The following is a 25,003-nucleotide window of genomic DNA, read 5'->3' on the forward strand; positions in this document are numbered from 1 at the left end:
TCTTTTTGTTTGCATTTCAAATAGAATTCTATAACTTTGCAATCACAAAATAGAGAAAGTTATTCGAGCAAACTATAAAAAGGAAAAAGATTATGAAAGCAACAGAAGTTGTAGAAAAACTGAAGGTCAGATTTCCTAACGAACCTGAATATATTCAGGCTGTCAGTCAGGTACTTGGCACGATTGAAGGAGAGTACAACAAGCATCCCGAATTTGAAAAAGCGAACCTTATCGAGCGAATTTGCATTCCCGACCGCCTCATTGAGTTCCGCGTTACATGGGTAGACGACAAAGGAAATGTGCAGACCAACATGGGATATCGCATCCAACACAACAACGCTATCGGCCCATACAAAGGCGGATTGCGCTTTCATCGCTCTGTAAACCTCTCTATTTTGAAGTTCCTTGCCTTTGAACAAACGTTCAAAAATTCATTGACAACCCTGCCGATGGGCGGTGCAAAAGGTGGTTCCGACTTCTCTCCTCGTGGCAAAAGTAATGCTGAAGTCATGCGCTTCTGCCAAGCTTTCATGAACGAACTCTATCGCCATATCGGGCCGAACGAGGATGTTCCGGCCGGTGATATCGGTGTAGGTGGCCGCGAGGTAGGCTATCTCTTTGGCCAATATAAAAAGCTAACCCACCAATTCTCAGGCATTCTTACCGGCAAAGGACAGGAGTTTGGCGGTTCGTTGATACGTCCTGAAGCAACAGGATATGGCAACGTTTATTTCTTGGAGAATATGCTCAAGACCCGCAATATCGACCTGAAAGGCAAGACAGTCCTCGTGTCGGGAGCCGGCAATGTAGCACAATATACCATTGAAAAGCTGCTGCAATTGGGTGCAAAACCCGTCACCTGCTCCGATTCCGACGGCTATATCTATGATCCGGATGGCATTGATGAGGAGAAACTTGCCTATATCATGGAACTTAAAAATGTTGAAAGAGGACGTATCAGGGAATATGCCGAGAAATACGGAGTCAAATATTCTGAGGGGAAACCTTGGTTCGAAAAGGCCGACATTGCAACGCCATGTGCCACACAGAACGAAATCAACGAGGAGGCTGCCAAGGCGCTTGTTGCCAATGGAGTGATAGCCATCAGCGAAGGTGCAAACATGCCAACCACCCCCGAAGCTACCAAAGTGTTCCAAGACGCGAAGATACTTTATTGTCCGGGAAAGGCTTCCAACGCAGGCGGTGTAGCTGTTTCAGGCCTTGAGATGAGCCAGAATTCAGAACGGTTGAAGTGGTCACGTGAGGAAGTTGATGCCAAGCTCCACGCCATTATGGACGATATTCACGCCAATTGTGTGAAATATGGCACCGAAGCTGACGGCTATATCAACTACGTCAAAGGTGCAAACATCGCCGGTTTCCTAAAGGTTGCCAAGGCAATGATGGCGCAAGGAATCGTCTGAACGCAACATCTTGCTGCAAAACAAAATAAAAAAGGGGAAGAAACCATCACGGCTTCTCCCCTTTTCTGTTTGTCTATTATACAGAAAGAAAGCACTAAGGCCTTCCGTTTTTCAGTCTTTTAATGATTTCGCAACAGCCTCTTCAACCTCCTTCATATCAGCAGTAGGCTCAAAACGTGCTATCACTTTACCTTTTCTATTGATAAGGAATTTCGTGAAATTCCACTTGATATCCGGCTTCGAAGCATACATAGGATCGCTCTTCTTGAGCATTTTATCCATGAATTCTGCTTTCTTTCCAAAGCCGAAACCCACGAAACCCGCCTCTCGCTTCAAATAAGAATAGAGCGGACTTTCATGGGGACCATTCACCTCAATCTTGGCAAACTGAGGAAAATGAACATCAAAATTCGCCGTACAGAACTGATGTATCTCTGCCGCACTGCCAGGTGCCTGCTGTCCAAATTGATTGCAAGGGAAATCCAAAATGCAGAAACCCTCTGCCTCATATTTCTGATACAGAGCCTCAAGTTCCTTATACTGGGGCGTGAAACCGCATTTCGTTGCCGTGTTGACAATCAACAATACCTTACCTTTCCACTGCTCCAAAGCCATCTCTTTACCATTTTCATCGGCCACCTTAAAGCCGTAAACATCGCTCTGTGCTGATGCTGTCAAGGCAACAAAAGCCAAGAATACTACGAGAAATCTTTTCATCTTTTTACCTATTTTTTAGTTTTAGAAGTTGTAAAATCATCTTTTGTATGGTCTTTCAACCTGTTGATTACCTCATCAAGAAGTGGCACCAATCGGAACACTTCTTCTTTCTTCAGTCCGCAATCAGCGAAATGTTCAAGCATACAGGCAGGCACTTTAGCAGCCTCTTTCTCCATGGCTTTCCCTTCTTTGGTCAACGAAACGATGCGCTGTCGCGTATCAACGATGCCTTTTGTACGGATGACCAATCCCATTTTCTCCATGCGCTGAATGAGCGGCGTCACCGTGTTGGTCTCCAAAAGCAGCTTATGTGCAATGTCATTAACCGGCTGATTGTCGGCCTCCCAAAGCACCATCAGCACCAAATACTGCGGATATGTAATCCCCAGTTTGTCGAGAAACGGCTTATACGTCTGCGTTACGAGCCTGCTTGCCGAATAGAGTCGAAAGCAAATCTGACTACTTAATTTCAATTGTTCAAATGCCATAATACGCTATTCTGAATGATTATATTTTATTCCTTGTTCACATTTAATACACCGAAAAGTATCACATCAACAGCCACATATCGCCTGTTGTCTCTGAATTTCTTACGTGTCAGCCTGTTACATATATCGTCTTCGATGCGAAGATACGTAAAAAAGTCAAGCAAACAAATAAAAGCAATCACATTTAAGCCTTATTAACTCTCATCGTAAGCGATAGAACAACATTTAATTTTAAGTAAGACAACCCCGTAAAAAATGTTGAAACAGAGGATAAAAACAACACAGAAACATGCTTGAATAACGAAAAACATTGTAACTTTGCAGCCTTAGCAGCATTTAATTCCATAGGATATGAAAAAGACCACATGGCATAAACATCATAAATGGCTGGGCATTCTGCTCAGCTTCTTCCTGCTCATGTTTTGTCTTTCAGGGCTTGTGCTCAACCATCCTGCCCTATTCAGCGACATCAACATCAGCAGATCGTATCTTCCCGAAAGCTATCAATACAGCCAATGGAACCGTGGACTTCTTCGCGGCACCGTGAAATGGCACGACAAAGTGCTCCTTTATGGAAACGCAGGAATATGGCAAACCGACAGCACAGCCAAGTCATTCAATGTTTTCAATCAAGGAATGCCGAGCGGAGCCGACTTCAGAAACGTGCGTGGAATGGCCTTTATACCTTCTGGAAGACTCTTTGCTGCAGGACAATACGGACTATACGAACTTATAGGAAACCGCTGGGAAAGCATCAATCTGCCCATCGGCAATCACGAAAAACTAAGTGATATCACAACAAGAGGCGACTCTTTGCTCATCACCGGGCGTTCTTTCGTCTATCTCAGCACCCCACCTTACCGCCAGTTTCAACGCATCATGCTCCGCCCTGCAAGCAACAATGACGGCAAAGTGTCGCTTTTCCGCACCGTATGGCTACTGCATAGTGGCGAACTGTTTGGCATCTTCGGTGTGCTTTTTGTAGACTTCATAGCCCTCATTCTCATTTTTCTTGTTCTCACAGGCATTATCTATTGGGTGCATCCCAAGTGGGGGAAGAAGATTCATCTGTATCAGAAAGCAGGCTCATGGCACAATCACATCGGACGGATAAGCATTGTTTTCACCGTGTTTCTCTGTGTCACAGGGTGGCTTTTGCGCCCTCCTGCATTGCTTGCCATCGCTTCGGGAAGGGTGCCGGCCCTGCCATTTTCGGTGATGGACAGCAACAACAGCTGGAACGACCAACTGCGTTCGCTGCGGTATGATGCAGCACAAGGCGACTGGCTTCTTTACAGTTCCAACGGTTTCTTCACGCTTAAAGACCTGCAGGCCACGCCCCACCCCATTACACATCAACCTCCTGTGAGCGTCATGGGCATCAATGTTGAGACACAAGATGAAAATGGTTACTGGCTGATTGGCTCGTTCAGTGGCATGTATATATGGGACCGCACTACGGATATCATTGCAGATTACTTCACACATGGCCCTGCCCAAGCCCCCAAAGGCATACCTGTCAGCGACCATGCCATTGCGGGTTACAGCAATGATTTCGGCAAATATGAGTATGTAGTCGACTATAACACAGGCTGCAAGAGCATTAAAATGCCCGTAACCATGCAGAAGCTGCCCATGTCGTTGCGCAACCTTAGCCTTGAAATCCACACAGGACGCATCTATACCTTCCTCGGAATAGGCAATGTTCTCTATATTTTCATCATCGGACTTGCCATACTATGGTGCCTCTGGAGCGGTTGGAAAATACGCTGTCAGCGTCGGGAAAAGAAAAAAGAAACAGCATGACAAAGAGTTGTTTTGTAAGAATTAATTGCAGAAAAAAGTGCCTCTGATTTCTGTGCAAATAGAAATCAAGAAACGATTATCCAGCGATTATTGTCACAAATAGCAGAGACGGAAACCTTTTTTCGGCCTACTTCGAAGACAAAATCAGGCAAATCAGCTTGGAATATGCACCAAATTGCATGCTGTTTTGACTCAGATTAAAGGGTGATTTGAGTCACTTCACACGCTAATCTGACGCAAGTCACCATCTGTTTTGCAGCAGAACAGCGTTCAAAATAAGGCTAACAGCTCCAACACTCTGTATATCAAGCGATTGCTTCAAAGGCTCAAAACTCGCGTATTTCCAACGAAATGATTTTCTTTTCCAAATACGTTAATCTCTGAAAGGCTTTTGTAAAGAATAATCATCAAACGGAGATGCCGTGAAAAGTAAAGCACCACGAAGGAGCATCAGTGTCTTCTACAAACAAAAGAACCGCTGCAAAGACTCGGTCCTGCAGCGGTTATATTTCTTCAAATCAAGCGGAAGATGAGGGATTCAAACCCCCGATACGCGGAAAGCGTATACCGGATTTCGAGTCCAGCGCATTCGGTCACTCTGCCAATCTTCCTGAATTGCAATGCAAAAGTAATGAAAAAAGATGAAAGAAACTCATGAAGAAAAGACTGAAAACACGGATTTAACAGACATTATACATTCATCATTCAAATGAAAGCTTGTTGAGTCGGCTCCTCAATTGCTCGGCCTCACGCTTACGGATGCGCAAGGTGATGCTGCAAGTGTTATCAAACTGCTGGTCAACCACCTGCGGCTGCATTTCTTTCACAATGCGCATGACATCATTCATCATAGGATATGTGAAGTCATATTTAATGGTTTCTTCCACTTGTCTCACTTCGATTGTGGCATTGGCAATGGCATCTACAGCAGCCGTTCGATAAGCAACAATCAGTCCGCCTGTGCCTAAATTCACGCCTCCGTAATAGCGGACAACCACAATAAGAATATCAGTCAGCCCCGCACTGTTGATTTGTCCGAGGATAGGTTTACCCGCAGTAGAACTCGGTTCGCCATCATCATTGGCACGAAATGCCTTTTGTTCCAGGCCAAGCATGTAAGCATAGCAGCAATGTCGGGCGTCATAATACTGCTTGCGATAGGCAGAAACAATGCTTTTCACCTCTTCTACCGTTTCAACATGATGCGCAAAAGCGAGGAACTTACTCCGCTTCTCGGTGTAATATCCCTCGCCTACGCTGTTTTCTGAAATTGTGTGATATTGGTCTTCCACTCTTTATTCCAATTTGTTGATTACTAATCCACTGCGCAACTTAGGCTCAAACCAAGTTGCCTTGGGTGGCATAATCTTACCACTGTCGGCAATATCCATAATCTGCTGCATGCTGACAGGATACAAGGCCAAAGCCATTTGCATCTCACCGCTGTCCACTCGGCGACGCAATTCCTGCAAACCACGCAATCCTCCAACGAAATCTATGCGCTTGTCTGACCGTAAATCCTTGATGCCAAGCAGTTCATCGAGGATTAATCTGCTGGAGATGTCTACATCTAAAACGCCGATAGGATCATTATTATTGTATGTCCCGGCCTTTGCCTTCAAACTATACCACTGCTTGTCAAGGTAAAGTGAGAACTCGTGTAGCTCTTGAGGACGATAGTCTTCATGGCCTTTCAAGGTGACGATGAAGTTCTTTTCGAGTGCATGCAGAAAGGCTTCGGCCGACATTCCATTGAGATCTTTCACCACACGGTTATAGTCTAATACCGTCAACTGACTGGTCTGAAAGCATACCGCCATAAAGTAATTATAAGCTTCACAGCCTGTATGGTTCGGATTTTGCTGTGCTTTCTCTGCTCCGACAAGTGCAGCAGCAGCAGAACGATGGTGTCCGTCGGCGATATAAAGATTGGGCATACGGTTAAATTCAGCTGTAATGGTGGCGATATCAGCATCATCACTGACCACCCAGAACTGATGATGAAAGCCGTCAATGGGTGCTATGAAGTCGTATTCGGGCTTGGTCTGCGCGTAACGGCAAAGCAGTTTGTCGAGCACTTCATTGTCCGGATAGGCCAGAAAGACCGGTTCCATGTTGGCATTGCAGGCACGGACATGCTTCATTCTGTCTTCTTCTTTCTCGCGACGAGTCAGTTCATGCTTCTTGATTACACCCGACATATAGTCTGAAACGCTTGCCCCGACAACCAACCCATATTGAGTTTTACCGTTCATAGACTGTGCATAGATGTAATATTGCTCCTTTTCGTCCTGCATAAGCCAGCCTTTCTGCTGGAATTCTGCAAATTGTTCGGCAGCACTTCCATAGACCCGAGGGTCGTGTTCGTCAGTACCTACAGGGAAATTGATTTCAGGTCGGGTGATATGATAAAGGCTTTTCTCATTGGTTCCGGCTTCCTTGCGTGCTTCTTCAGAACTTAAGACATCGTAAGGACGACTTTCTACGAACTCAACGAGCGCCTGAGGAGGACGCAATCCCTTGAAAGGTTTGATTTTTACCATAGTAAACAGATATTGGAAATAGGGTTAAACAAAATGTCCCAAGCCTTTTGTCATACAACAAAAGACCTGGGAAGATATGGTCAATTCTTTGCTTTATTTGTTCACTTGATACTTTGTGCAACCGTCAGCAAAGTAGGCATTGATCTGCTTTGCAGCTGCTATACCGGCATTAATGTTAGCTTCGGCAGTCTGTGCACCCATTTTCTTGGGCGTAGAGAAATAGCGACCTTCAAGCTTCTTGAATGCAGCATCGGCGTCAGGCATGATATCCGTGACGTATTTCAGGTCGGTTCTGTCGGCCAACAACTTTAACAATTCGTCTTCATTAATCACTTCCTTGCGGGCTGTATTGATGAGAACACCGCCTTTCGGCAACTTATTGACCAACTGATAGCCAATGCTTTTAAGTGTCTCGGGCGTTGCAGGAATATGCAAACTCACGATATCGCAGCTCTCAAAGAGTTCATCCTGACTCTTACAAGCATGCACACCGGCAGCCTCAATGACATCAGCCGGACAGAAAGCATCATAGGCATAGACCTCCATTCCGAAGCCTTTGGCCACGCGAGCAACATTGCGTCCCACATTACCGAAAGCCAGAATGCCAAGGCGCTTGCCTTTCAATTCCGTGCCAGACTTGCCATTATAGAAGTTGCGTACAGCCATTACGAGCATTCCAAACACCAATTCGGCAACAGCATTAGAGTTCTGGCCGGGTGTGTTCTCTGCCACTACATGATGCGAAGTGGCTGCTTTCAAGTCGATATTATCGTAACCTGCACCCGCACGGACAACAATCTGCAACTTCTCTGCAGCGTCAAGAACCTCTGCGTCAACCTTATCTGAACGGATAATCATGGCATCTGCGTCTTTCACGGCATGGAGAAGCTGAGCTTTCTCCGTATATTTTTCGAGCAGAACCAACTCATGTCCTGCACTTTCCACTTCTTTCTTAATGCCTTCAACAGCTGCAGCTGCAAAAGGTTTTTCGGTTGCAACCAATACTTTCATAGTCATTTGATTTAGTATGTCATAGGGCGGAAACGACATCCGCCCTACAAGTAAGATTTCAATTAATGCTGTGCTTCAAAGTCTCTCATTGTCTGTATGAGTGCATTTACACCCTCCATGGTCTGCGCATTATAGCAACTTGCACGGAAACCACCCACAGAACGATGTCCCTTGATGCCTACCATGCCACGCTCTGTAGCGAAGTCAAGGAATGGTTTTTCAAGCGCTTCATAGCCTTCGTTCATGACAAAACAAATGTTCATCACAGAGCGTGAAGCCTCTTCAACCGTGCCCTTGAAGAGCTTGTTGCGGTCAATTTCGGTATAAAGTGCTTCAGCACGCTCATGAGCACGCTTGTCGGCAGCCTCTACTCCACCATGTTTCTTCAGCCAACGCAGGTTCTCAAGCATTGAATAGACAGGTACAACGGGAGGAGTATTAAACATAGATCCCTTTTCAACATGTGTGCGGTAATCTATCATTGTGGGGAGTTCACGCGGGGCTTTTCCCAAGGCCTCGTCTTTCAAGATGATGACGGTCACACCGGCCATGGCTATGTTTTTCTGTGCACCTGCATAGATAGCGTTATACTTGGAAACGTCAACCGGACGACTCATTATATCCGAACTCATGTCGGCAATCAAAGGAACTTTGACATCAAAGTCCTTGCGATACTCGGTACCATAAATCGTATTGTTCGAGCAAATGTGCAGATAGTCAACGTCAGACGGTACATTTGACTCGAAATTCTTAGGATAGAACGTGTAATTGGAAGCGGCAGAAGAAGCCACCTCTACAACCTCTCCGAAGAGTTTCGCCTCTTTCATGGCTTTCTTTGCCCATACACCAGAATTCACATAAGCAGCCTTCTTGATGAGGAAGTTAGCCGGTATCTGCATGAACTGCAACGATGCTCCACCCCCTAAGAAGATGACAGAATATCCGTCAGGAATGCTCAACAAGTCCTTGAAAAGGGCTACACATTCATCTACAACAGGCTGAAAATCCTTTGCACGGTGACTGATTTCCATCAGTGAAAGACCGCTTCCGTTGAAATCAAGGAGTTGTTTTGCGGTGTTTTCTACTACTTCGCGGGGAAGCATTGAGGGGCCTGCATTAAAGTTATACTTCTTCATCTGATTAAAATTTTAAGTTCTGTTAATGCGTGATATCATTAGTTTTACAAATGCGAATGTACGCCTTTATTTTCAAAAAAGCAAATTATTTCTCATTATTTTACAGCTACTCTGCCGAATTCAACTATTTTATTAAGAAGTAATTACCTTTTGCTAAAATAACCATTGCGCAGACCTCATCTTCCATAGCACATCACTTCAAGCTGCAAGATGAGTCATCTTACACTGTAAAGTGACGCAACTCAGGCGCTGAAACAAGGCACTTTACACGGCAAAATGCGTCATTTCAGAAGTACACATGCAACAAGTTGGCTATCAACGACTTTCAAGTCATCCTACAACAGCATTTCACAATATCAGCGAACCTCCTCAACCACGGTTCTGATACCTTTGATCTTCTCGCCTTTCGTAAGCCGTAACACCTGTTTAGCCTTATCTCTTGCAACGGCAGCATAGGCGTAACGGTCGTTCACATCAATACGGCCTATCTCATCAGCACGCAGGCCTCCCTTCTTACAGAGAAAGCCGACGATATCTGCCTTGCTCACTTTGTCTTTCTTTCCCTTACCGATATAAAGTGTAATATTCCTTGGAAGTGCCGGGCAAAGCGGGGCATCCGAGACGGCATAATCTTCAACTTCGGCATCCACATAGGCTGGTATCTGCTCCTGACTATTCAGGATGAAGAAAGCCCTTCCCTGCTTGTCCCAACGCGCAGTGCGCCCAACACGGTGGATATAGCCGTCTTCACTCTCCGGAATATGATAGTGGACGATATTGTCTATATCGGGAATATCAAGGCCACGCGATGCGAGATCTGTGCTGACCAAGATATTGGCACTGCCGTTCGAGAAGCAATAAAGAGCGGCTTCACGCTGTTTCTGCTCCATGCCTCCATGGAAGAAACTCACACTGAAACCTGCTTCTATCAGGAAATTTGCCGTCCGTTCGACGGAATCACGATAGTTCAAGAAGACGATTGTGCTCTGTCCGCCAAATGAAAGCAACAGTTGTTGCAGCGTTTCGAGTTTGTCTTTCGTCGGACTTTCCACCTTATATATATGCACACGGTCAGGCACCTGCTCTGCCTCGGGTAGGAAATTGAGCACCTTGAAACAGCTGTTGACTATCTTCTGGTCGCCAAGTTCCTCTGCAGGAGTGGCCGAAAGAAGTATGCTTCTGACCTCTTTAGGCACCTTACTCATCAGTGCCTGCATCTCATCATGAAAGCCCATTTCAAGACATTTGTCGAATTCGTCGAGGATAAGAAAGCGGATATCCGATGCAAGGAGATTGCCCTTGTCAAGATGATCGTTGAGTCGGCCGGGCGTTGCAAATACAATCTGTGGCTTCACTTCACGCAAACGGCGATGCTCATCCATTGCAGCACGGCCACCATAGCATGCCATTCCACGCAGACCGGAACCCATATCCTTCAGCACTGTGGCCGACTGTAGGGCCAATTCACGACCTGGAACCACGACAACAGCCTGCACTTCATCGGATTGGGCATCGAGCAACTGTGTCAGAGGCAATAGATAAGACAGGGTCTTTCCAGAGCCGGTAGGCGACAAGACAATCATATTGTCCTTTCCATTCAACATGGCTTCCATGGCCGCCTGCTGCATTTCATTGAGCAGAATGCCTAACTTATGGATTATATTTTCTATCTTCATATCAACTTATCTATTTCATCAAACTGCTTGCCCATATTTAAATTCAGATATATTGTATATAGAGGCAATGCCCATTTATCCTTCTGGTCAGGTGCCATGGCACGATATTTCTCTAAATAAGGCATGGCTTTTCTATACAGTTCAAGTATCTGATTATACTTTTTTGAGCCAGACTGTGTCTTCTTATCCAATTCGACAGCCTGATCAAACAAAGCCAAGCCAGCATTCAGATAGGCATCAGCAAGCGTATCATTCTCGGCTATCAGCGCCTTACTGATAGCAAAACTCTGCTTATAACGCCCCATTGTCAACAGCAAAGAGCTTTTGGCATAACGGAAAAGTGTATTGACCGAGTCTGTCTGCAGTGCCTCATCACACGACTTCATAGCCTCATCGTAAGCACCGATATGGCTGTAATAATCTATCAGTCGCGGGAAAAAGAAGGGGAATTTGGGGTATTTAGAGAAGCCGTCCTTTAGCGTCTGCACATAACGTGCCGTGTCTTTCTCCAATTTATAAGTCTCGGAGAGATACTGTAACATGTAAGGCAGATGCACAGAGTCCTTTAATGCCTGGTAAGTATGACGCAAAGTGAGCTGCGGTTTCTCCAATTTATAGCCACAATAGCTGGCCCAATAAGCGGCTTCGGGCAATCGCTTGTCACGCTCTGCATATTGATAGCGGGCAAACATTGGCTTTACAGCACTGTTGATATAAGTATCGAAGAAATCATAGGCACGTGAGAAATCGTGCTTTTTCATAAAGAACACGCCACCATTGAACAAGTTGGGGCGGTATATGTTCAGCAGTTCTGCACTACGGTCACGATATTTCAGCTTCACCTTTCCACGTGCATCAGGAAGCCTGTCGAGCGAATCAAGGCCTTCGAGCGTATCAAACATGCGCTTTCCCACAAGGAAAAGAGCCGTTGTGTCATATTTTTCTTTCAGATAAAGCTTTTCATTTCCTTGATCATATTGTTTGCGCTGAGACTCGAAAAGCAACAGCCATACCTTTTCATTACCGCGAGATGACGAGTCATTGAGCAAGTCGGTCATCAGATTTTCGGCCTTATCGAGATTCTTTCCGCTCTTGATATAGTCTTTGACTTGGGTCATCGTCTTCTTCTGTCCCCATGCTATGAGCGGTAAACAGATGAACACACAAATAAGAATTTTCTTCATTTCGTTTGTAATCCTAAAACTTTATCTACCTCATCGAGTATTTTTTTCCATTCTACAATCTGCTGTTTTTCATCGAGCACTGACGCTTGAAGCAGCCAAGTCCGTGCTGTTTGATAGAGTTCCTTTATCCGGTTTACGTCTTTTTTAGCTAATCTTCTCCGCTCACTCTCAAGACTGTCACGCAATTCTTCGGCTTTGGAAACATAGCAAATTCCAACATCATAGACCGCCTGTACATAGGTACTGTCTAATGTCACGGCCCGCTTGAAACTCATAATCGCATCATCCCATTTCCGTTCCTGTATCTCAATCTCACCTTTCAAGGCCCATGCACGCTTGTTGTCACGATGCTTCAATATCTCATCTGCAGCAAATTCAGACAATTGCTGCTGCCTATCTTTCAAACCGGCATAGTAATCTATCAGCATCTTGAAATACACATCATTGGATGGCGCCATGTCGTGAAGTGCTGTCAGTGCAGTGATATATTTGGCAGAATCCACATCCGTATAGAGATGAGTCTTCATGCAATTGATCTTGATTTCGGCAGCATCTTTAGCGTAATTGGCATCTTTCAAAGCCACATCAGCATAGCGCTCAGCTTCTGCGAAATTCTCTTTTCCATAAGAAAGCAGGCTTACATAATAAGCAACAAAGCCTCTGTTATTGTCTTTATCATGGAAAAGAGGACTGTCTACGCAATCAAGATAGAGCTTGAATATCTGCATTGCCTCGTCATTCTTGCGCAACCCATACTGATACATGCCTGCATCAACCAACACAGGGAGGTAAGCTGACAGCCGCTTGTGATTGGAATTGCGGTAACGGGGATTGCTTCTGCCTTTCTTATCTGCCGCTGCATCAAAGTGATCGCATATCACCGCATCTTTCATCAACTGTACAATTGCCTTGTAATAGGCTACCGTATCAGACTGAACAGAGGGCAGATTACCTAATTGCCTGTCTATACCTGCATTCAATTTCTTTGCTGTGTTTCGGGCATCCTGCCCTATACATGGCAACGAAACAACCATGCTGAAAACGAGATAAGATAAGATAAGATAACGCTTCATAAAGGAGAAGAAAGAAAAAAGGATAGTGTCATGGTCTAAACCACACACTATCCCCCTTATTAAAGAATATTATTTATTCAGACCTTCCATCTCTTTGGTACGGCTGTCTGCAGCACCATAGAGGCTATAGTAAACGGCATAGAGCGGATAACTCCAGTTAGCCTTTTCTCTGTTAGGGTCGAGGCTGCGTGCCTGCTCAAGGTAGCCTTCGCTCTCTTTGTAGAGTTTTTGTTGGTCAGCCTTGCTTACTCCGTCTTTAGCAGCCTGCGCATTAAGACAGAAACCAAGGTAAGTGAGAACGATAACATTCTTTCCATCCTTTGCAACTGACTTCTTGAAGCAGTCTACTGCCTCTTCTGGCTTGTTGGAATTCATATAGATCTGTCCTTTAAGTGCCCATGCCAAAGCATTCGTCGGGTCAGCAGCCAACTTGTCACTCAACACTTTATCCTGTTCAGCGGTCATCTTCAGACCACCGTACATGGTTACCAAATTAGAGAAAATCTGCTCGTTATTGGTATCCTTTGCATAGAGATCTTTCAACTTGTTGACATACTGAACAGAATCTTCCTTGGTCTTCAAGCCCTGCTGCATAATGTAAAGCTTCAAGTTCAAAGCATCTTTATAAGCAGCAGTATCCTTCATTGCCACGTCAACATACTTGTTGGCGAGGTCCATATTCTTTGCCTGGAAAGCGTAAACACCGGCTACACGAGCCACTTCACCTAAGTAAGTATCGGGATTTTTACTCTTATCAATGCTGTTAAACAAAGGATTAACGGCACTCTCCACATACATACCGAAGAACTTCAAGGCTTCAGCCTGATTGTTCTGCTGGCCTGCAGCTTGACCGGCATTAATCAGATTGGGACGTAAACCATAAAGACGATTGGCATTATTGCTCTCAAACTTAGGCTTTACCTTTCCCTTTTCGTTTGGCTTCTGATCGTACTCGTTGCAAAGCATGGCGTCATTAATGGCATCATAGACAGCTTTGTTGAAACCCAAGGTATCATAAGCTGCTTCCTTTCCCTGTCCAAACTGCTTAGCCATCTGATTGGAAGTAATGGTAGCCTGCTCCTTAGAAACCTTCTCCATAGAAAGGTCTACAAGCTTATTATAAGCCTTAGCCTTCTCTGCATCATTGGCAAGTTGGTTCAGATTAGCCTTCATCAATTCCTGTGCTTCAGCATAGGTCTTTGCCTTGAGTATGGCTTTCAAAGGCTCACTGTCACCGGCAAAAGCTGCTGATGTGGTTAGCAACATCACAGCTGCAATCATTAATTTTTTCATATTCTATTCATTATTAAAAGGTTTATTATTCTTCCTTGTTGTCGTCTTCAAAGTCAACGAGCGGTGCATCTTCCGCACTTTCGCTTGCTTCAGCCTGGGTATCTTTCTTGATTTCTTCTGACTTGTTGGCCCATTGTGCACGACTTTCTTCTTCAACTGTGGCCTCAAGTTCTGAACTCATCACCTTACAGACACTGGCAATGACATCATTCTTCTTGGCCAGATTAATGAGACGGACTCCCTGTGTGGCGCGTCCCATGACGCGAACATCAGCAACAGCAAGGCGAATTACAATGCCACTCTTGTTGATAATCATCAAGTCGTTTTCATCGGTAACGTTCTTAATGCTGACAAGTCGACCTGTCTTCTCGGTTATCGCCAGTGTCTTGACACCCTTACCGCCACGGTTTGTGACACGATAGTCTTCAACCTGGCTACGCTTTCCATAGCCCTGCTCACTCACTACCATTACTGTTTCGGTCTCAGCTTCATTGACTGTCACCATGCCTACAACCTCATCGTCGCCACCATCAAGGCGCATACCACGTACACCAGTTGCTGTTCGGCCCATCGTACGAATGGTATTTTCATTGAATCTCACTGCACGACCATTGCGGTTTGCCATGATCAGCTCATTCCGTCCATTGGTCAAACGAACATCAACAACTTCGTCTCCGTCAGCTATATTAATAGCAATGACACCGTTAGCACGCGGACGACTATAGGCTTCAAGACTTGTTTTCTTCACGGTTCCGTTCTTGGTAGCGAAGATAACATAGTGGCTATTATTGAATGTTTCATCAGTCAATGTTGTCAAACGAAGGATAGCATTGATGGCATCATCGCTTTCAATATTGAGCATATTCTGTATAGCACGACCCTTACTGTTGCGGTCTCCCTCAGGAATTTCAAAGCACTTCAACCAGTAGCAGCGTCCCTTCTTCGTGAAGAAGAGCATCGTCTGATGCATGGTTGCAGGATAAATGAACTCTGTAAAGTCCTGTTCGCGATGACGGGCACCCTTTGCTCCCACTCCACCGCGAGCCTGTTCGTGGAACTCACTCAGCGGAGTGCGCTTAATATATCCCATGTGGCTCACGGTAATCACTACCGGATCGTTTGGATAGAAGTCTTCCGGATTGAACTCTTCGCTTGAGTATTTGATTTCCGTACGACGCTCGTCGCCATATTTATCCTTTACTTCATTCAGTTCATCCTTCATCACCTTCTTACACAATTCGGGGTCATCAAGTATCTGTTGGAAGTAAGCTATCTGGCGTTCAAGCTCTTCATACTCTGCATGCAACTGGTCCATGCGCAGACCTGTCAACTGACTCAAGCGCATATCAACAATGGCCTTGCTCTGCAATTCGTCAAGATTAAAACGTTCTTCCAGATTACGCTGTGCGTCAGCCGGAGTCTTGCTGGCACGGATAATGTGCACAACTTCATCGATATTATCGCAGGCTATAATCAGTCCTTCAAGGATATGAGCACGCTCCTGAGCCTTCTTCAAATCATATTTCGTACGACGAATAGTCACATCATGACGATGCTCCACGAAATACTTCACGCATTCTTTCAGACTCAACAGGCGTGGGCGACCCTTTACAAGGGCAATACAGTTCACAGAGAATGAGCTCTGCAAAGCGGTCATCTTGAAGAGTTTGTTCAGAATAACATTGGCATTGGCATCGCGTTTCACATCAATCACGATGCGCATTCCCTGTCGACCCGACTCATCATTAGCATTGCTGATACCGTCAATCCTACCCTCTTTCACGAGATCGGCTATGTTTTCAATCAGCAACTGCTTATTAACGCCATAAGGAATCTCGGTCACAACAATCTTATCATGGCTTTCATCACTTTCGATTTCGGCTTTGGCACGCATCACAATACGGCCACGTCCGGTCTCATAAGCCTGGCGAACACCCTGTATACCATATATATATGCACCGGTCGGGAAGTCAGGTGCCTTGATATACTGCATCAATCCATCAAGTTCAATATCGGGATTATCAATGTAAGCACAGCAACCATCAATCACCTCTCTAAGGTTGTGAGTCGGTATATTGGTAGCCATACCCACGGCAATACCGTTTCCACCATTGACCAGAAGATTAGGAATCTTCGTCGGCATGACACTCGGTTCAATGAGCGTATCATCGAAGTTGTTGGCCATGTCTACGGTATCCTTCTCCAAGTCGTCCATAACGTGCTCACCCATCTTGCTGAGTCGGCACTCCGTGTAACGCATGGCAGCAGGCGAGTCACCGTCAATAGAGCCGAAGTTACCCTGTCCGTCGACCAGCGTATAGCGCATATTCCAGTCTTGTCCCATGCGAACAAGGGCACCATAGACCGAAGAGTCACCATGCGGGTGATACTTACCGAGCACCTCACCTACTACGCGGGCACACTTCTTATAAGGTTTGTCACTGGTATTGCCGATACCCAGCATACCGTAAAGAATACGACGATGAACAGGTTTGAAACCGTCTCTGACATCCGGAAGCGCACGAGCTACAATCACCGACATAGAATAGTCGATGTAAGAAGACTTCATTTCTTCCTCAATGTTGATTTTCAAAATTCTGTCATTGTCAATTGTCTGATTTTCGTCCATTGATACTATTGATTGTTATTATTTTGCAATTAACTATAAACTACAAAGAAGAGAAAAAACGTCCTAAAGGCCGTTTATTTTCGTTCTAAGCGATTTTCTGGTCTTTTTCAAGGGTGCTAATTTACTACTTTTTTTTGATATAAAAGCCGTCATAGGCCTTAAAATCGCCAAATTTACGATTTATTTACCAACAAAGAGCCACATGTTGGCCCTCCATTCAAGGATACTCCCAGCATTCTCATCTGTCTCTTGCATCATAACCGATGTCCCGAATGCTCCCATTTCGTAATGTTCATACCCAGGGAAAAGTGCCTCACGGAAAGCCGGAAAACAGAAGAAAGGACTTTGCTAAAATGAAATCTACGAACAAAATCAAGGAGATTGGCCGACAAGATAAGTCAAAACACATTGCAATATGACGCATTTCAGCGTATGAAATGACGCAGATGACAACGTCAAATGACGCAAATGGCAACGCAAAATGGACCAGATTGCAGCGTAAGATAAGGCAGATTGCATAACTGAACAGAAGAGACCCGCCGCGCAGAAAGCACAAAACATTCCCTTTTGAACGCCAAGCTGCCCACTTGAAAGAAGGAAAATACAAGAGAACAACCTGTCGTTTGAAACGAAAGATGACGTGTTAGTAAAAAATAAAGAGTCGGGCGTTTGTACAGAACACCCGACTCTTTGTAACAGATATCATAAGGATATAAAATCCTTTATGGGCAAGGAACTTCCTTTATCCATTCTATTTTGCCTTCTCCGCCTTTTACAGCTGTATGCCCATGTCCCGTATAGTCTTTACAATTATCCGACATGTCATCCAGCTTCCAATAACCTTCCAACCCTTTACTGTCTACTTCAACAAAGCAGCGATGCAAGGGATTGCGTAGTTCTGCCGCAGTTAATGCCCTTGTCCAAAGACGTGCTTCGCTGACGGAACCTTTCAGGAAGAAACCGTCTTGCACGCCTGGTGCAGCACCAATATAGAAGTTTTCAGTGAATGAAACTTTCTTTTTATACTCGGCTTCTGCAAACAAGATACCATCAATATAGAGCAGCAGTTTGTTGTTGGAGAATACTCCTGCGACATGATACCACTCGTTCTTTGCCAACGTGAAGCCCAACTTACCGGCATAAACACTCCATTGTTTAACACCGAACATAAATACCGGAACATTACCGGCTCCGCCCACACGGTCTGGAGTACCGTCAACAAAGAGCCAAGCACTTTTCTCTATATTCTCACTTTCAGGGAAGCCGATGATGCCCATGAGGTTTCCACCATAGTATTTCGGGAATTCCCACATGCTCACACGTGCCTCAATGGTAAACGCATCAAGGTTTTGGAATTTGCTGACATCATTGTCTTTGAAATTCACTTTGAAATAGTTCTCACCGTTGAACTTAGGCACATTCATCAATAGTGTCCTGTTGATAACAACGTAAAGCACATCACTTCCCGGCAGGACAGGATATCTCTTGGCATTGCTCACCAAGCGAATGGGCACAAGATAGTTTACTCCTTTTTTCAAAGCTTCAATGTCTTTTACGACTAACTTAACCGCTTCTGAACGATAATTACCATTTACAATCTTGACATGAGTGTCGGAAAGCTCACAAACTCCATTAGGCAATGATTGGTAATCTTCACCATGAGCACTGTTATAACTTGCCACCAAAGCATTTTCAACGAGCAACTCTCCCTCTATATCAGACTTAGCTATCAATGCACTTGAAATCGTAATACCCAGTGCATCACCTGTCTTTTTAGCTGAAAAGTTCGTTGTCGGCGTATTCTCTGCCGCTGTTATATAAATGGAGTCTACAGAAACATCTTCGTTACAAGCCGAGAACATTCCTATACTCAGAACCATTAACAGTATTATTGGATTAAATATGGTTTTCATTTCTATCAAAGTAAAATATTAATAAGTCTTCATTTCTTTCCACTTCCGGCAGGATTCATGATCTGAATTGCCTGTCGTGCATAGAAGTAATTATTAGGTGGAACAGGTTTATTCAAATGATTTCCTTCGGCATAAGCAAATTGCAAAACATATGCCCCACAGCCAGCAGTTCCTTTATCTACGGCAAAATGTGCCATTCCCCATAAGCTGGGAATTTCTTCACCCTTATATTGATAGCTCACACCACCATGCCCAAAAGCGTTACCAACCTGACTGGTCCATTCACAGAATATCCTCTTTTCATTAGGAAAACCCTTGCCGTAGTCCTGTGATTTACCCTCCAATCTATAATTCAAGGAATACTCACTACCGGCATTATAAGCCTGACCGATAAAATAATCGAAGCGATCGGCATAATCTTTGTCAAGCCATTGACCGTCTACTACTAATAATTTATGTTTGCCATTGACCTGATATTCTTTATCACATTTAGGCCCCATGTACTTACTCATTACATCAATAAATGTACGCATCATCTCTGTAGTGTAGGCATCTCCTCCAAACCAAGGTTCATAATCCAAGTCGAAGCCATCCAATCCCCAAGTAAAAATGGAATCAACTAAATTCTTAGCATACACTTTCATTGAATCCAGATTGTTCGTTCCCTCACCGGAAGTACTGAAATAGTGTTCAGGCCACATCGTAAGCAACACTTTTGTTCCCCGATGTTCCTGCAAGAACTTCACGTCGCTTCTGTTCTGTTCGTTGTTAACGTATCCCGTAAAGAAGGAAACAATGTCAAGACTATCGGGAATACCTCTCAATCGCGTTTGCATTGATGACGTTGCCGGACTGTAATTCATCCATGCAAAGAATATCTTATGGTCTGAATTCTTATATTTTATCAAATCTGCTTCCTGCTGGGGTGTTAAGGAATGAAATTGGGTTTGAGGCAATGAAACAGGATCGGCCTCAGTCCAACTGCTGCAACCAACAACTATAACAGTGATTAATAAGCAGAGTGCTGTTATAAAACAATTTCTTTTCATCTCCGTATCTTTTATTGTATTAATATTCATAAGGTTTATTCGTTCTCTTATCCCACCAGAGTTTTGTTCCTCCATTATCTGCTCCATTCAACTGTTGAAGTGCTTCTGGATACAGCTTGGGGTAATCTGATTTGATGTTGGTGGGATAAGGAAGTCTTGCAATTTGTTTTTGTGTATTGATATGACCTCCACTATAATTGATACTATTGGGAATTACTTGCGGACAGCCTGTCCGACGGAACTCACTCCATGCCTCTTGTCCGTCAGGATATAAAGCCAACCACTTTTGAGTGATAATCTTTTCAAGTAAAGCTTCTTCATCATCAGCAGCGTCTTCCCAACTGACAGATACCTGCCCTGCAGCATCATAGCTATATTCAGCATTCTTCACATCAACATAGGGTTCTGGCATTGATGTTCCTTGAATATACTCAGTAGCATCACCGGCTTTAGCATTATTGGCTCCAATGGGTTGTGCAAACGCAGTGCGTATTCCATCCTCATAGAATGATTGAGCACTCTTTCCTCCTACATCCCATTTGCGAAGAGCAGCTTCGGCACATAAGAAGTAAACTTCAGCTGCAGTCATCAGCTGAATGGGAGTACTTGCCGATACATTCAATAAAGAAAACACCTTGTATTCATTACCCTCAAAAGCTATACCGTTTCTCACACCATTGTAATCGGTTCCTCCGGAAACTTCTGATGTCAAGAACCACAGTTTCATTCTGGGGTCTTTATAACCTTTCAAGTAAGATTCCATCGTAGCACCCAATCGTGTATCATTATAGGTATGACTAATCATATAGAGCGGATTTACAGTAGAAGACCCATCCACTTGAATCAATGCATTATCTTCATTAGATGTAAAAACACCAGCCTTGATAGCCTCTTCGCCCTTTGACTTCGCTTTTTCGGGATTGGCATAAACTATACGAATAGCAAGACGTAACTTTAATGAATTAGCAAACTTAATCCATTTATTAAAGTCACCTGCATATACTTTATCATAAGCAGCCAATGGCTTTGCCCCTGGATTTGCTTTTATATAATCATTCAAAATTGCAGTAGCTTCATCAAGTTCATTGAAAAAAATATCATAAATTTCATCCTGTGGTGTAAAGGGAACATCAGAAGCTGGTACAAAATTCTTATAAGGGATAGGCCCATACATATCTGTTATTCGATGCATTCCATAAACCTTCAATATCTGCCCGACAGCAAAAGATGCCGGACTTATATCTTTTTTCTTAAACAGATTATACCAAGGGTTCATGTAGTTTTGGTACGCCACTGTATAAGCAGTCTTACACCAATCAGGGGTCATGTTGTAAGTAGTGTTGTTACGTCCATTGTTTTCAAACATGTTTGAAGCACCTTGATGCCCTGAATAAATATCTCCCGCAAGGCTATACATCTTTTGGTAATTGTTTACATCCACGTTCTGATCCTTGACAATACAAGGAAACATCTGATACTGCATTTGTGTAATCAACGAACCAAGTCCCAGATTATCATATCCTAATTCTTCTTGTGTAGCAGCATTGGGATCCGTATTTGTGTCAAAAAAGCTATCTGTACAAGAAGTAATCAACAAGAGAGCAAGCAACAAAAGAATGCCCTTCATCTTGAAACAATTATTTTTAATTGAACTTTTCATCATATAATTTTTAAAAGGTTATAATGAAAATCTTACATTAAATCCAAAGCTTCTGAGACTTGGCATCAAGAAATAATCAATACCTTGATAATAAGTTCCAACAGAAGATGTCAGCTGTGGATCGAAAGGAGCTTTGTTATAAATCATCCACAAATTACGTGCTGTTATTGATAATGTAAAATCCTTAATGATATTATAGAACAGAGGTTTATCAAATTTATAGGATAAAGAGGCTTCTCTTAAACGAATATTCGTGGCACTATAAACATAGTTTGAAAGAACGCCGGAGCCACCTCCTACCTGCTTATAATAGGTTTCAGCATCCATTAACACTCCGTTTACATCTACTCCCCCGCGGTCTCTTGCTTTTGCACTCTGTTTAGATGCGCCAAAAGAATCAAGGATTGCCTGTGTTGAAGAAACAACCTTACCTCCTATTCGAGCATCGAAAAGAAATGAAAGCGTAAAGCGTTTATACTTTAATGTATTATTAAAACCCATACAGAAATCAGGATTGGTATTTCCTGCATGAATTAAATTCTCATTGTCCGTCAACATCTGTTGTGTATTAGGATTAACATAAGTATAACCATTTCCATCTTTCATGAACGAATTTACATAAATGTCTCCTATAGAACCGCCCTCATTGATATAATTACGGAAAGAAGAAAGACCACCCATATCAAAATGATTGATGTTCATAAGCTTTCCTGTAAGTGGGTTAGGGATATTACGTACCAGTTCAACAATTTTGTTCTTATTGTAAGTAAAAGTAAGCATCGGAGAATAATTGAATTCACCAAAGGAGAGATCAGCATCCAAAGAGGCCTCTATTCCATAATTGTTTACTTTTCCTGCATTCACGTAAAAATATCTATATCCACTATTCTCGGGTGCTCTGAATTTAAAGAGTTGATCGTAAGTATTGGCATTATAATAAGTAATGTCAAAGCCTATCTTATTGTTGAGGAAACGTGAATTCAATCCTATTTCAAACGATTTTGTTTTTTCAAACTTTAAGTTGTTAATAGGTAAATCAGGATTAATATTTACTCCCCCACCCGGACTAATTGGATAAGAAGGTATTGTGATACCCGCTAAATACAAAGGAACATTACCAACAGTAGCATATGAGAGACGAAGCTTAGAGAAAGTAAGAATACTCTTAGGAACTTTCACGAATTCTGTGATAATGAATGAGAGTCCTACAGAAGGATAAAAGAAACTTTTACTTTGGGTGTTTGCTAAAAGAGAAGTCCACTCATTACGTCCCGTAAAATCCAAAAAGATCTTCCTACGCCAATCCACAGAAACACTGGTAAACAGAGCCTGGGACTTCATCGCTTTTCCCTCCTGGTATTGAGGTTCGGGTGTCAAGTTGTTAAGACTAAACTTATTGGGGACTGTAGCCAGAGGTGCACCGAATTCTAATTTATTGGAATTTGCCGTATAGTTGAAACTCATATTCTTAAAACTTCCACCGGCATTCACGACAAAGCCCCAGTCTGAAACATTCTTTTGAAAACTTGCAATGATATCACCATAATCTTGCACGCTTTTGTCTGTTGCCAAAAGATAAGAGCCTTTAGTTGAACCCGAAGTCAACAAAGGTAAAGTAGAAGCATAGTTTTTGATTTCATTTATTTTTGTATTCCGGTCTGTTCTGAAACGGGCAGTAATATTCAACCATTTAGTGAAAGTATATTTCAGGCTTCCTCCCAGAATAATCCGTTCATCATGGTTGACATTAAAGTTTCTATTGGTAATCCAATAGGGGTTTTGCAAGCTTCTCTTCTGATCGCCATAAGGCCAGAACTGAGTAGCAAATCCTCTATTGGGATTATAGCGTTCATATGATTTATACTTATTAAAATTATCACCACGTGGAAATAGATAAAGAGGAACTATAGGGTTATAATATTCTCCTTGTGACAACATATTCTGAGCCTTTTTGTCTACATACATAAACATTGCACCCAAAGTAAGTTTGTCTGTAATATTATATTGTCCGTTATATGAGACATTATAACGATCCATTTTATTATTATGAATAATACCACGAGCGTTATAAGCTGCCAAAGAAATATAACTCTTGTTCTTCTGATTACCAAATTGTAGTCCTAAACTATTAGAATAACTCGTTCCCGTATTGAAGAAATCTGATACATTATATTTTGCCGGATCTTTCAATTTAGGCCCCCAACTGGCAAACTCTCCTGTACGACTACCATATGTATTTTGTAATTCAGGCAAAACAAAAGGATGATAGAAATCAGAATAATGAGAGAAGGAGATACGGGGCTTTCCATCTTTCATGCCTCCCTGTTTAGAAGTCAGCATAACAACTCCATTGGCTGCCTGACCTCCATATAATGCTGCAGCGGAAGGGCCGGTCAATACTGTAACCTCAGCAATATCTTCCATATTGATACTCGAAATACCATCACCTTCATCAACACCACCATATCGTCCATTCGAGCTTGATGCACGTTTCGGGAACAAATCGGGCAGAGGAATACCATCAAGTACATACAAGGCATTATTGTTTCCATCTGGATTAACAGACTTATCACCACGCATCACAACCTTGGTAGAGCCTCCTATGCCTGAAGCTCCTTGACTAACAGTAACACCGGCAATCTTTCCAGACAGCGCATTGGGAACACTCGCCTCTTTCACTGCAAGCAATTGACTGGCTTTCAACTTCTGCACATTATAGCTCAAAGCCTTATCCGAACGCTTGATACCTAAAGCTGTGACAACCACTTCATTCAGATTTCTGCCTTTCTCTCTCATTTTCACATCAATGGTGCTATGATTATTTGCCGTAACCGTATGATTGGAATAGCCGACATACGTGAATTCCAAAACTGATTTCTCACTGACTCCGGCAATTGAATAACATCCATTAATATCTGTAATTACGGCATTCCCCGTAGCTTTATCACGAATACTGACACCAATAAGAGGCTCACCTTGCTCATCAATGACCTTTCCCGATATCGTACGTGGCCCTTTCTGTGGATGCTCCTCTTTCACTTTTTCCTGTTTCACCTTATTATAAGTAAGATAAATCACATTACCAGAGATACGATAACTCAATCCTGTATCTCTGAAAAGCTTGTCGAGCAGCGTATTGATAGAGACGTCTTTCACATTGGCTGCATTGACCATGACCTCTTTCAATGCGTCATTGTAAAAGAAACGATAGCTCGATTGAGAGGTTATCTTTTCTAAAACAACTTCCAATTTCGCACGACCCGAACTTAAATTCAACTGTGCATATCCCCCTTGAAAGAAGAAGCAAAGGAAACATGTAAGCAGAATTACCCTACAACAAACAGGAATTCTTTCATTCTTTTTTTTCATGTTAGATTTAGTAAAAATTAGACATTGACCCC

Annotated in this window: 17 protein-coding genes and 1 tRNA gene; 2 read left to right on the plus strand and 16 right to left on the minus strand. The window is 43.3% G+C overall.

Going from position 1 to position 25,003, the window contains the following annotated elements; translation table 11 throughout:
* The first annotated feature begins 92 nt into the window (after positions 1–92).
* Positions 93–1,424 (plus strand): NADP-specific glutamate dehydrogenase, encoded by a 1,332-nt coding sequence (locus tag EL210_RS09045; protein ID WP_018919230.1) that lies wholly within the window; start codon positions 93–95, stop codon positions 1,422–1,424.
* A gap of 111 nt (positions 1,425–1,535) precedes the next feature.
* Here the strand turns inward: EL210_RS09045 and EL210_RS09050 are convergent, their stop codons facing one another.
* Both EL210_RS09050 and EL210_RS09055 read right to left on the minus strand, forming a co-directional pair.
* On the minus strand, positions 1,536–2,141 hold the full coding sequence (locus tag EL210_RS09050; RefSeq protein ID WP_018919231.1) for a glutathione peroxidase: 606 nt from the start codon (positions 2,139–2,141) through the stop codon (positions 1,536–1,538).
* An 8-nt stretch (positions 2,142–2,149) separates the two neighbouring features.
* Entirely contained in the window at positions 2,150–2,629 is a 480-nt protein-coding gene (locus EL210_RS09055; RefSeq protein WP_018919232.1) for a MarR family winged helix-turn-helix transcriptional regulator, read from the minus strand.
* A gap of 351 nt (positions 2,630–2,980) precedes the next feature.
* Between EL210_RS09055 and EL210_RS09060 the strand changes: the two genes are divergently transcribed.
* Positions 2,981–4,435 carry a PepSY-associated TM helix domain-containing protein gene (locus EL210_RS09060; RefSeq protein ID WP_018919233.1) on the plus strand — a complete coding sequence of 485 codons (1,455 nt, stop codon included), beginning with the start codon at positions 2,981–2,983 and terminating at the stop codon, positions 4,433–4,435.
* Between the two features lie 523 nt (positions 4,436–4,958).
* Here EL210_RS09060 and EL210_RS09065 read toward each other — a convergent pair.
* The 14 genes from EL210_RS09065 to EL210_RS09130 all read right to left on the minus strand — a co-directional run bounded on the left by EL210_RS09065 (position 4,959) and on the right by EL210_RS09130 (position 24,971).
* Positions 4,959–5,046, minus strand: a tRNA-Ser gene (locus tag EL210_RS09065).
* A 90-nt stretch (positions 5,047–5,136) separates the two neighbouring features.
* Positions 5,137–5,727: an IMPACT family protein gene (locus EL210_RS09070; RefSeq protein WP_018919234.1), complete on the minus strand. Its 591-nt coding sequence runs from the start codon at positions 5,725–5,727 to the stop codon at positions 5,137–5,139.
* Positions 5,728–5,730: 3 nt separating this feature from the next.
* Complete coding sequence (locus EL210_RS09075; protein ID WP_004372552.1) at positions 5,731–6,978, minus strand: DUF1015 domain-containing protein; 1,248 nt, start codon at positions 6,976–6,978, stop codon at positions 5,731–5,733.
* 93 nt (positions 6,979–7,071) lie between these two features.
* Positions 7,072–7,989 carry an NAD(P)-dependent oxidoreductase gene (locus EL210_RS09080; protein WP_004376659.1) on the minus strand — a complete coding sequence of 306 codons (918 nt, stop codon included), beginning with the start codon at positions 7,987–7,989 and terminating at the stop codon, positions 7,072–7,074.
* A 62-nt stretch (positions 7,990–8,051) separates the two neighbouring features.
* Entirely contained in the window at positions 8,052–9,125 is a 1,074-nt protein-coding gene (gene serC / locus EL210_RS09085) for a 3-phosphoserine/phosphohydroxythreonine transaminase (protein WP_018919235.1), read from the minus strand.
* A gap of 356 nt (positions 9,126–9,481) precedes the next feature.
* Positions 9,482–10,801 carry a DEAD/DEAH box helicase gene (locus EL210_RS09090; RefSeq protein ID WP_018919236.1) on the minus strand — a complete coding sequence of 440 codons (1,320 nt, stop codon included), beginning with the start codon at positions 10,799–10,801 and terminating at the stop codon, positions 9,482–9,484.
* The gene (locus EL210_RS09095; protein WP_018919237.1) at positions 10,798–11,985 is read right to left on the minus strand and encodes a tetratricopeptide repeat protein; all 1,188 of its coding nucleotides are present in this window, start codon (positions 11,983–11,985) and stop codon (positions 10,798–10,800) included. The genes EL210_RS09090 and EL210_RS09095 overlap by 4 nt, the downstream gene beginning before the upstream one ends.
* Positions 11,982–13,058 carry a tetratricopeptide repeat protein gene (locus tag EL210_RS09100; protein ID WP_018919238.1) on the minus strand — a complete coding sequence of 359 codons (1,077 nt, stop codon included), beginning with the start codon at positions 13,056–13,058 and terminating at the stop codon, positions 11,982–11,984. Before EL210_RS09100 ends, EL210_RS09095 begins: the two co-directional genes overlap by 4 nt.
* Positions 13,059–13,127: 69 nt before the next feature.
* Complete coding sequence (locus tag EL210_RS09105; protein WP_036890014.1) at positions 13,128–14,351, minus strand: tetratricopeptide repeat protein; 1,224 nt, start codon at positions 14,349–14,351, stop codon at positions 13,128–13,130.
* A gap of 25 nt (positions 14,352–14,376) precedes the next feature.
* Complete coding sequence (gene gyrA / locus EL210_RS09110; protein ID WP_018919240.1) at positions 14,377–16,980, minus strand: DNA gyrase subunit A; 2,604 nt, start codon at positions 16,978–16,980, stop codon at positions 14,377–14,379.
* 722 nt (positions 16,981–17,702) lie between these two features.
* Entirely contained in the window at positions 17,703–18,893 is a 1,191-nt protein-coding gene (locus EL210_RS09115; RefSeq protein ID WP_018919242.1) for a DUF1735 and LamG domain-containing protein, read from the minus strand.
* Between the two features lie 29 nt (positions 18,894–18,922).
* Positions 18,923–19,942 carry a glycoside hydrolase family 18 gene (locus EL210_RS09120; RefSeq protein WP_126370228.1) on the minus strand — a complete coding sequence of 340 codons (1,020 nt, stop codon included), beginning with the start codon at positions 19,940–19,942 and terminating at the stop codon, positions 18,923–18,925.
* A 19-nt stretch (positions 19,943–19,961) separates the two neighbouring features.
* Positions 19,962–21,569 (minus strand): SusD/RagB family nutrient-binding outer membrane lipoprotein, encoded by a 1,608-nt coding sequence (locus EL210_RS09125; RefSeq protein WP_232000309.1) that lies wholly within the window; start codon positions 21,567–21,569, stop codon positions 19,962–19,964.
* A gap of 51 nt (positions 21,570–21,620) precedes the next feature.
* The gene (locus EL210_RS09130) at positions 21,621–24,971 is read right to left on the minus strand and encodes a SusC/RagA family TonB-linked outer membrane protein (protein ID WP_025879475.1); all 3,351 of its coding nucleotides are present in this window, start codon (positions 24,969–24,971) and stop codon (positions 21,621–21,623) included.
* Positions 24,972–25,003: the final 32 nt, after the last annotated feature.

The organism is Segatella oris (assembly GCF_900637655.1).
GTDB lineage: Bacteria > Bacteroidota > Bacteroidia > Bacteroidales > Bacteroidaceae > Prevotella > Prevotella oris.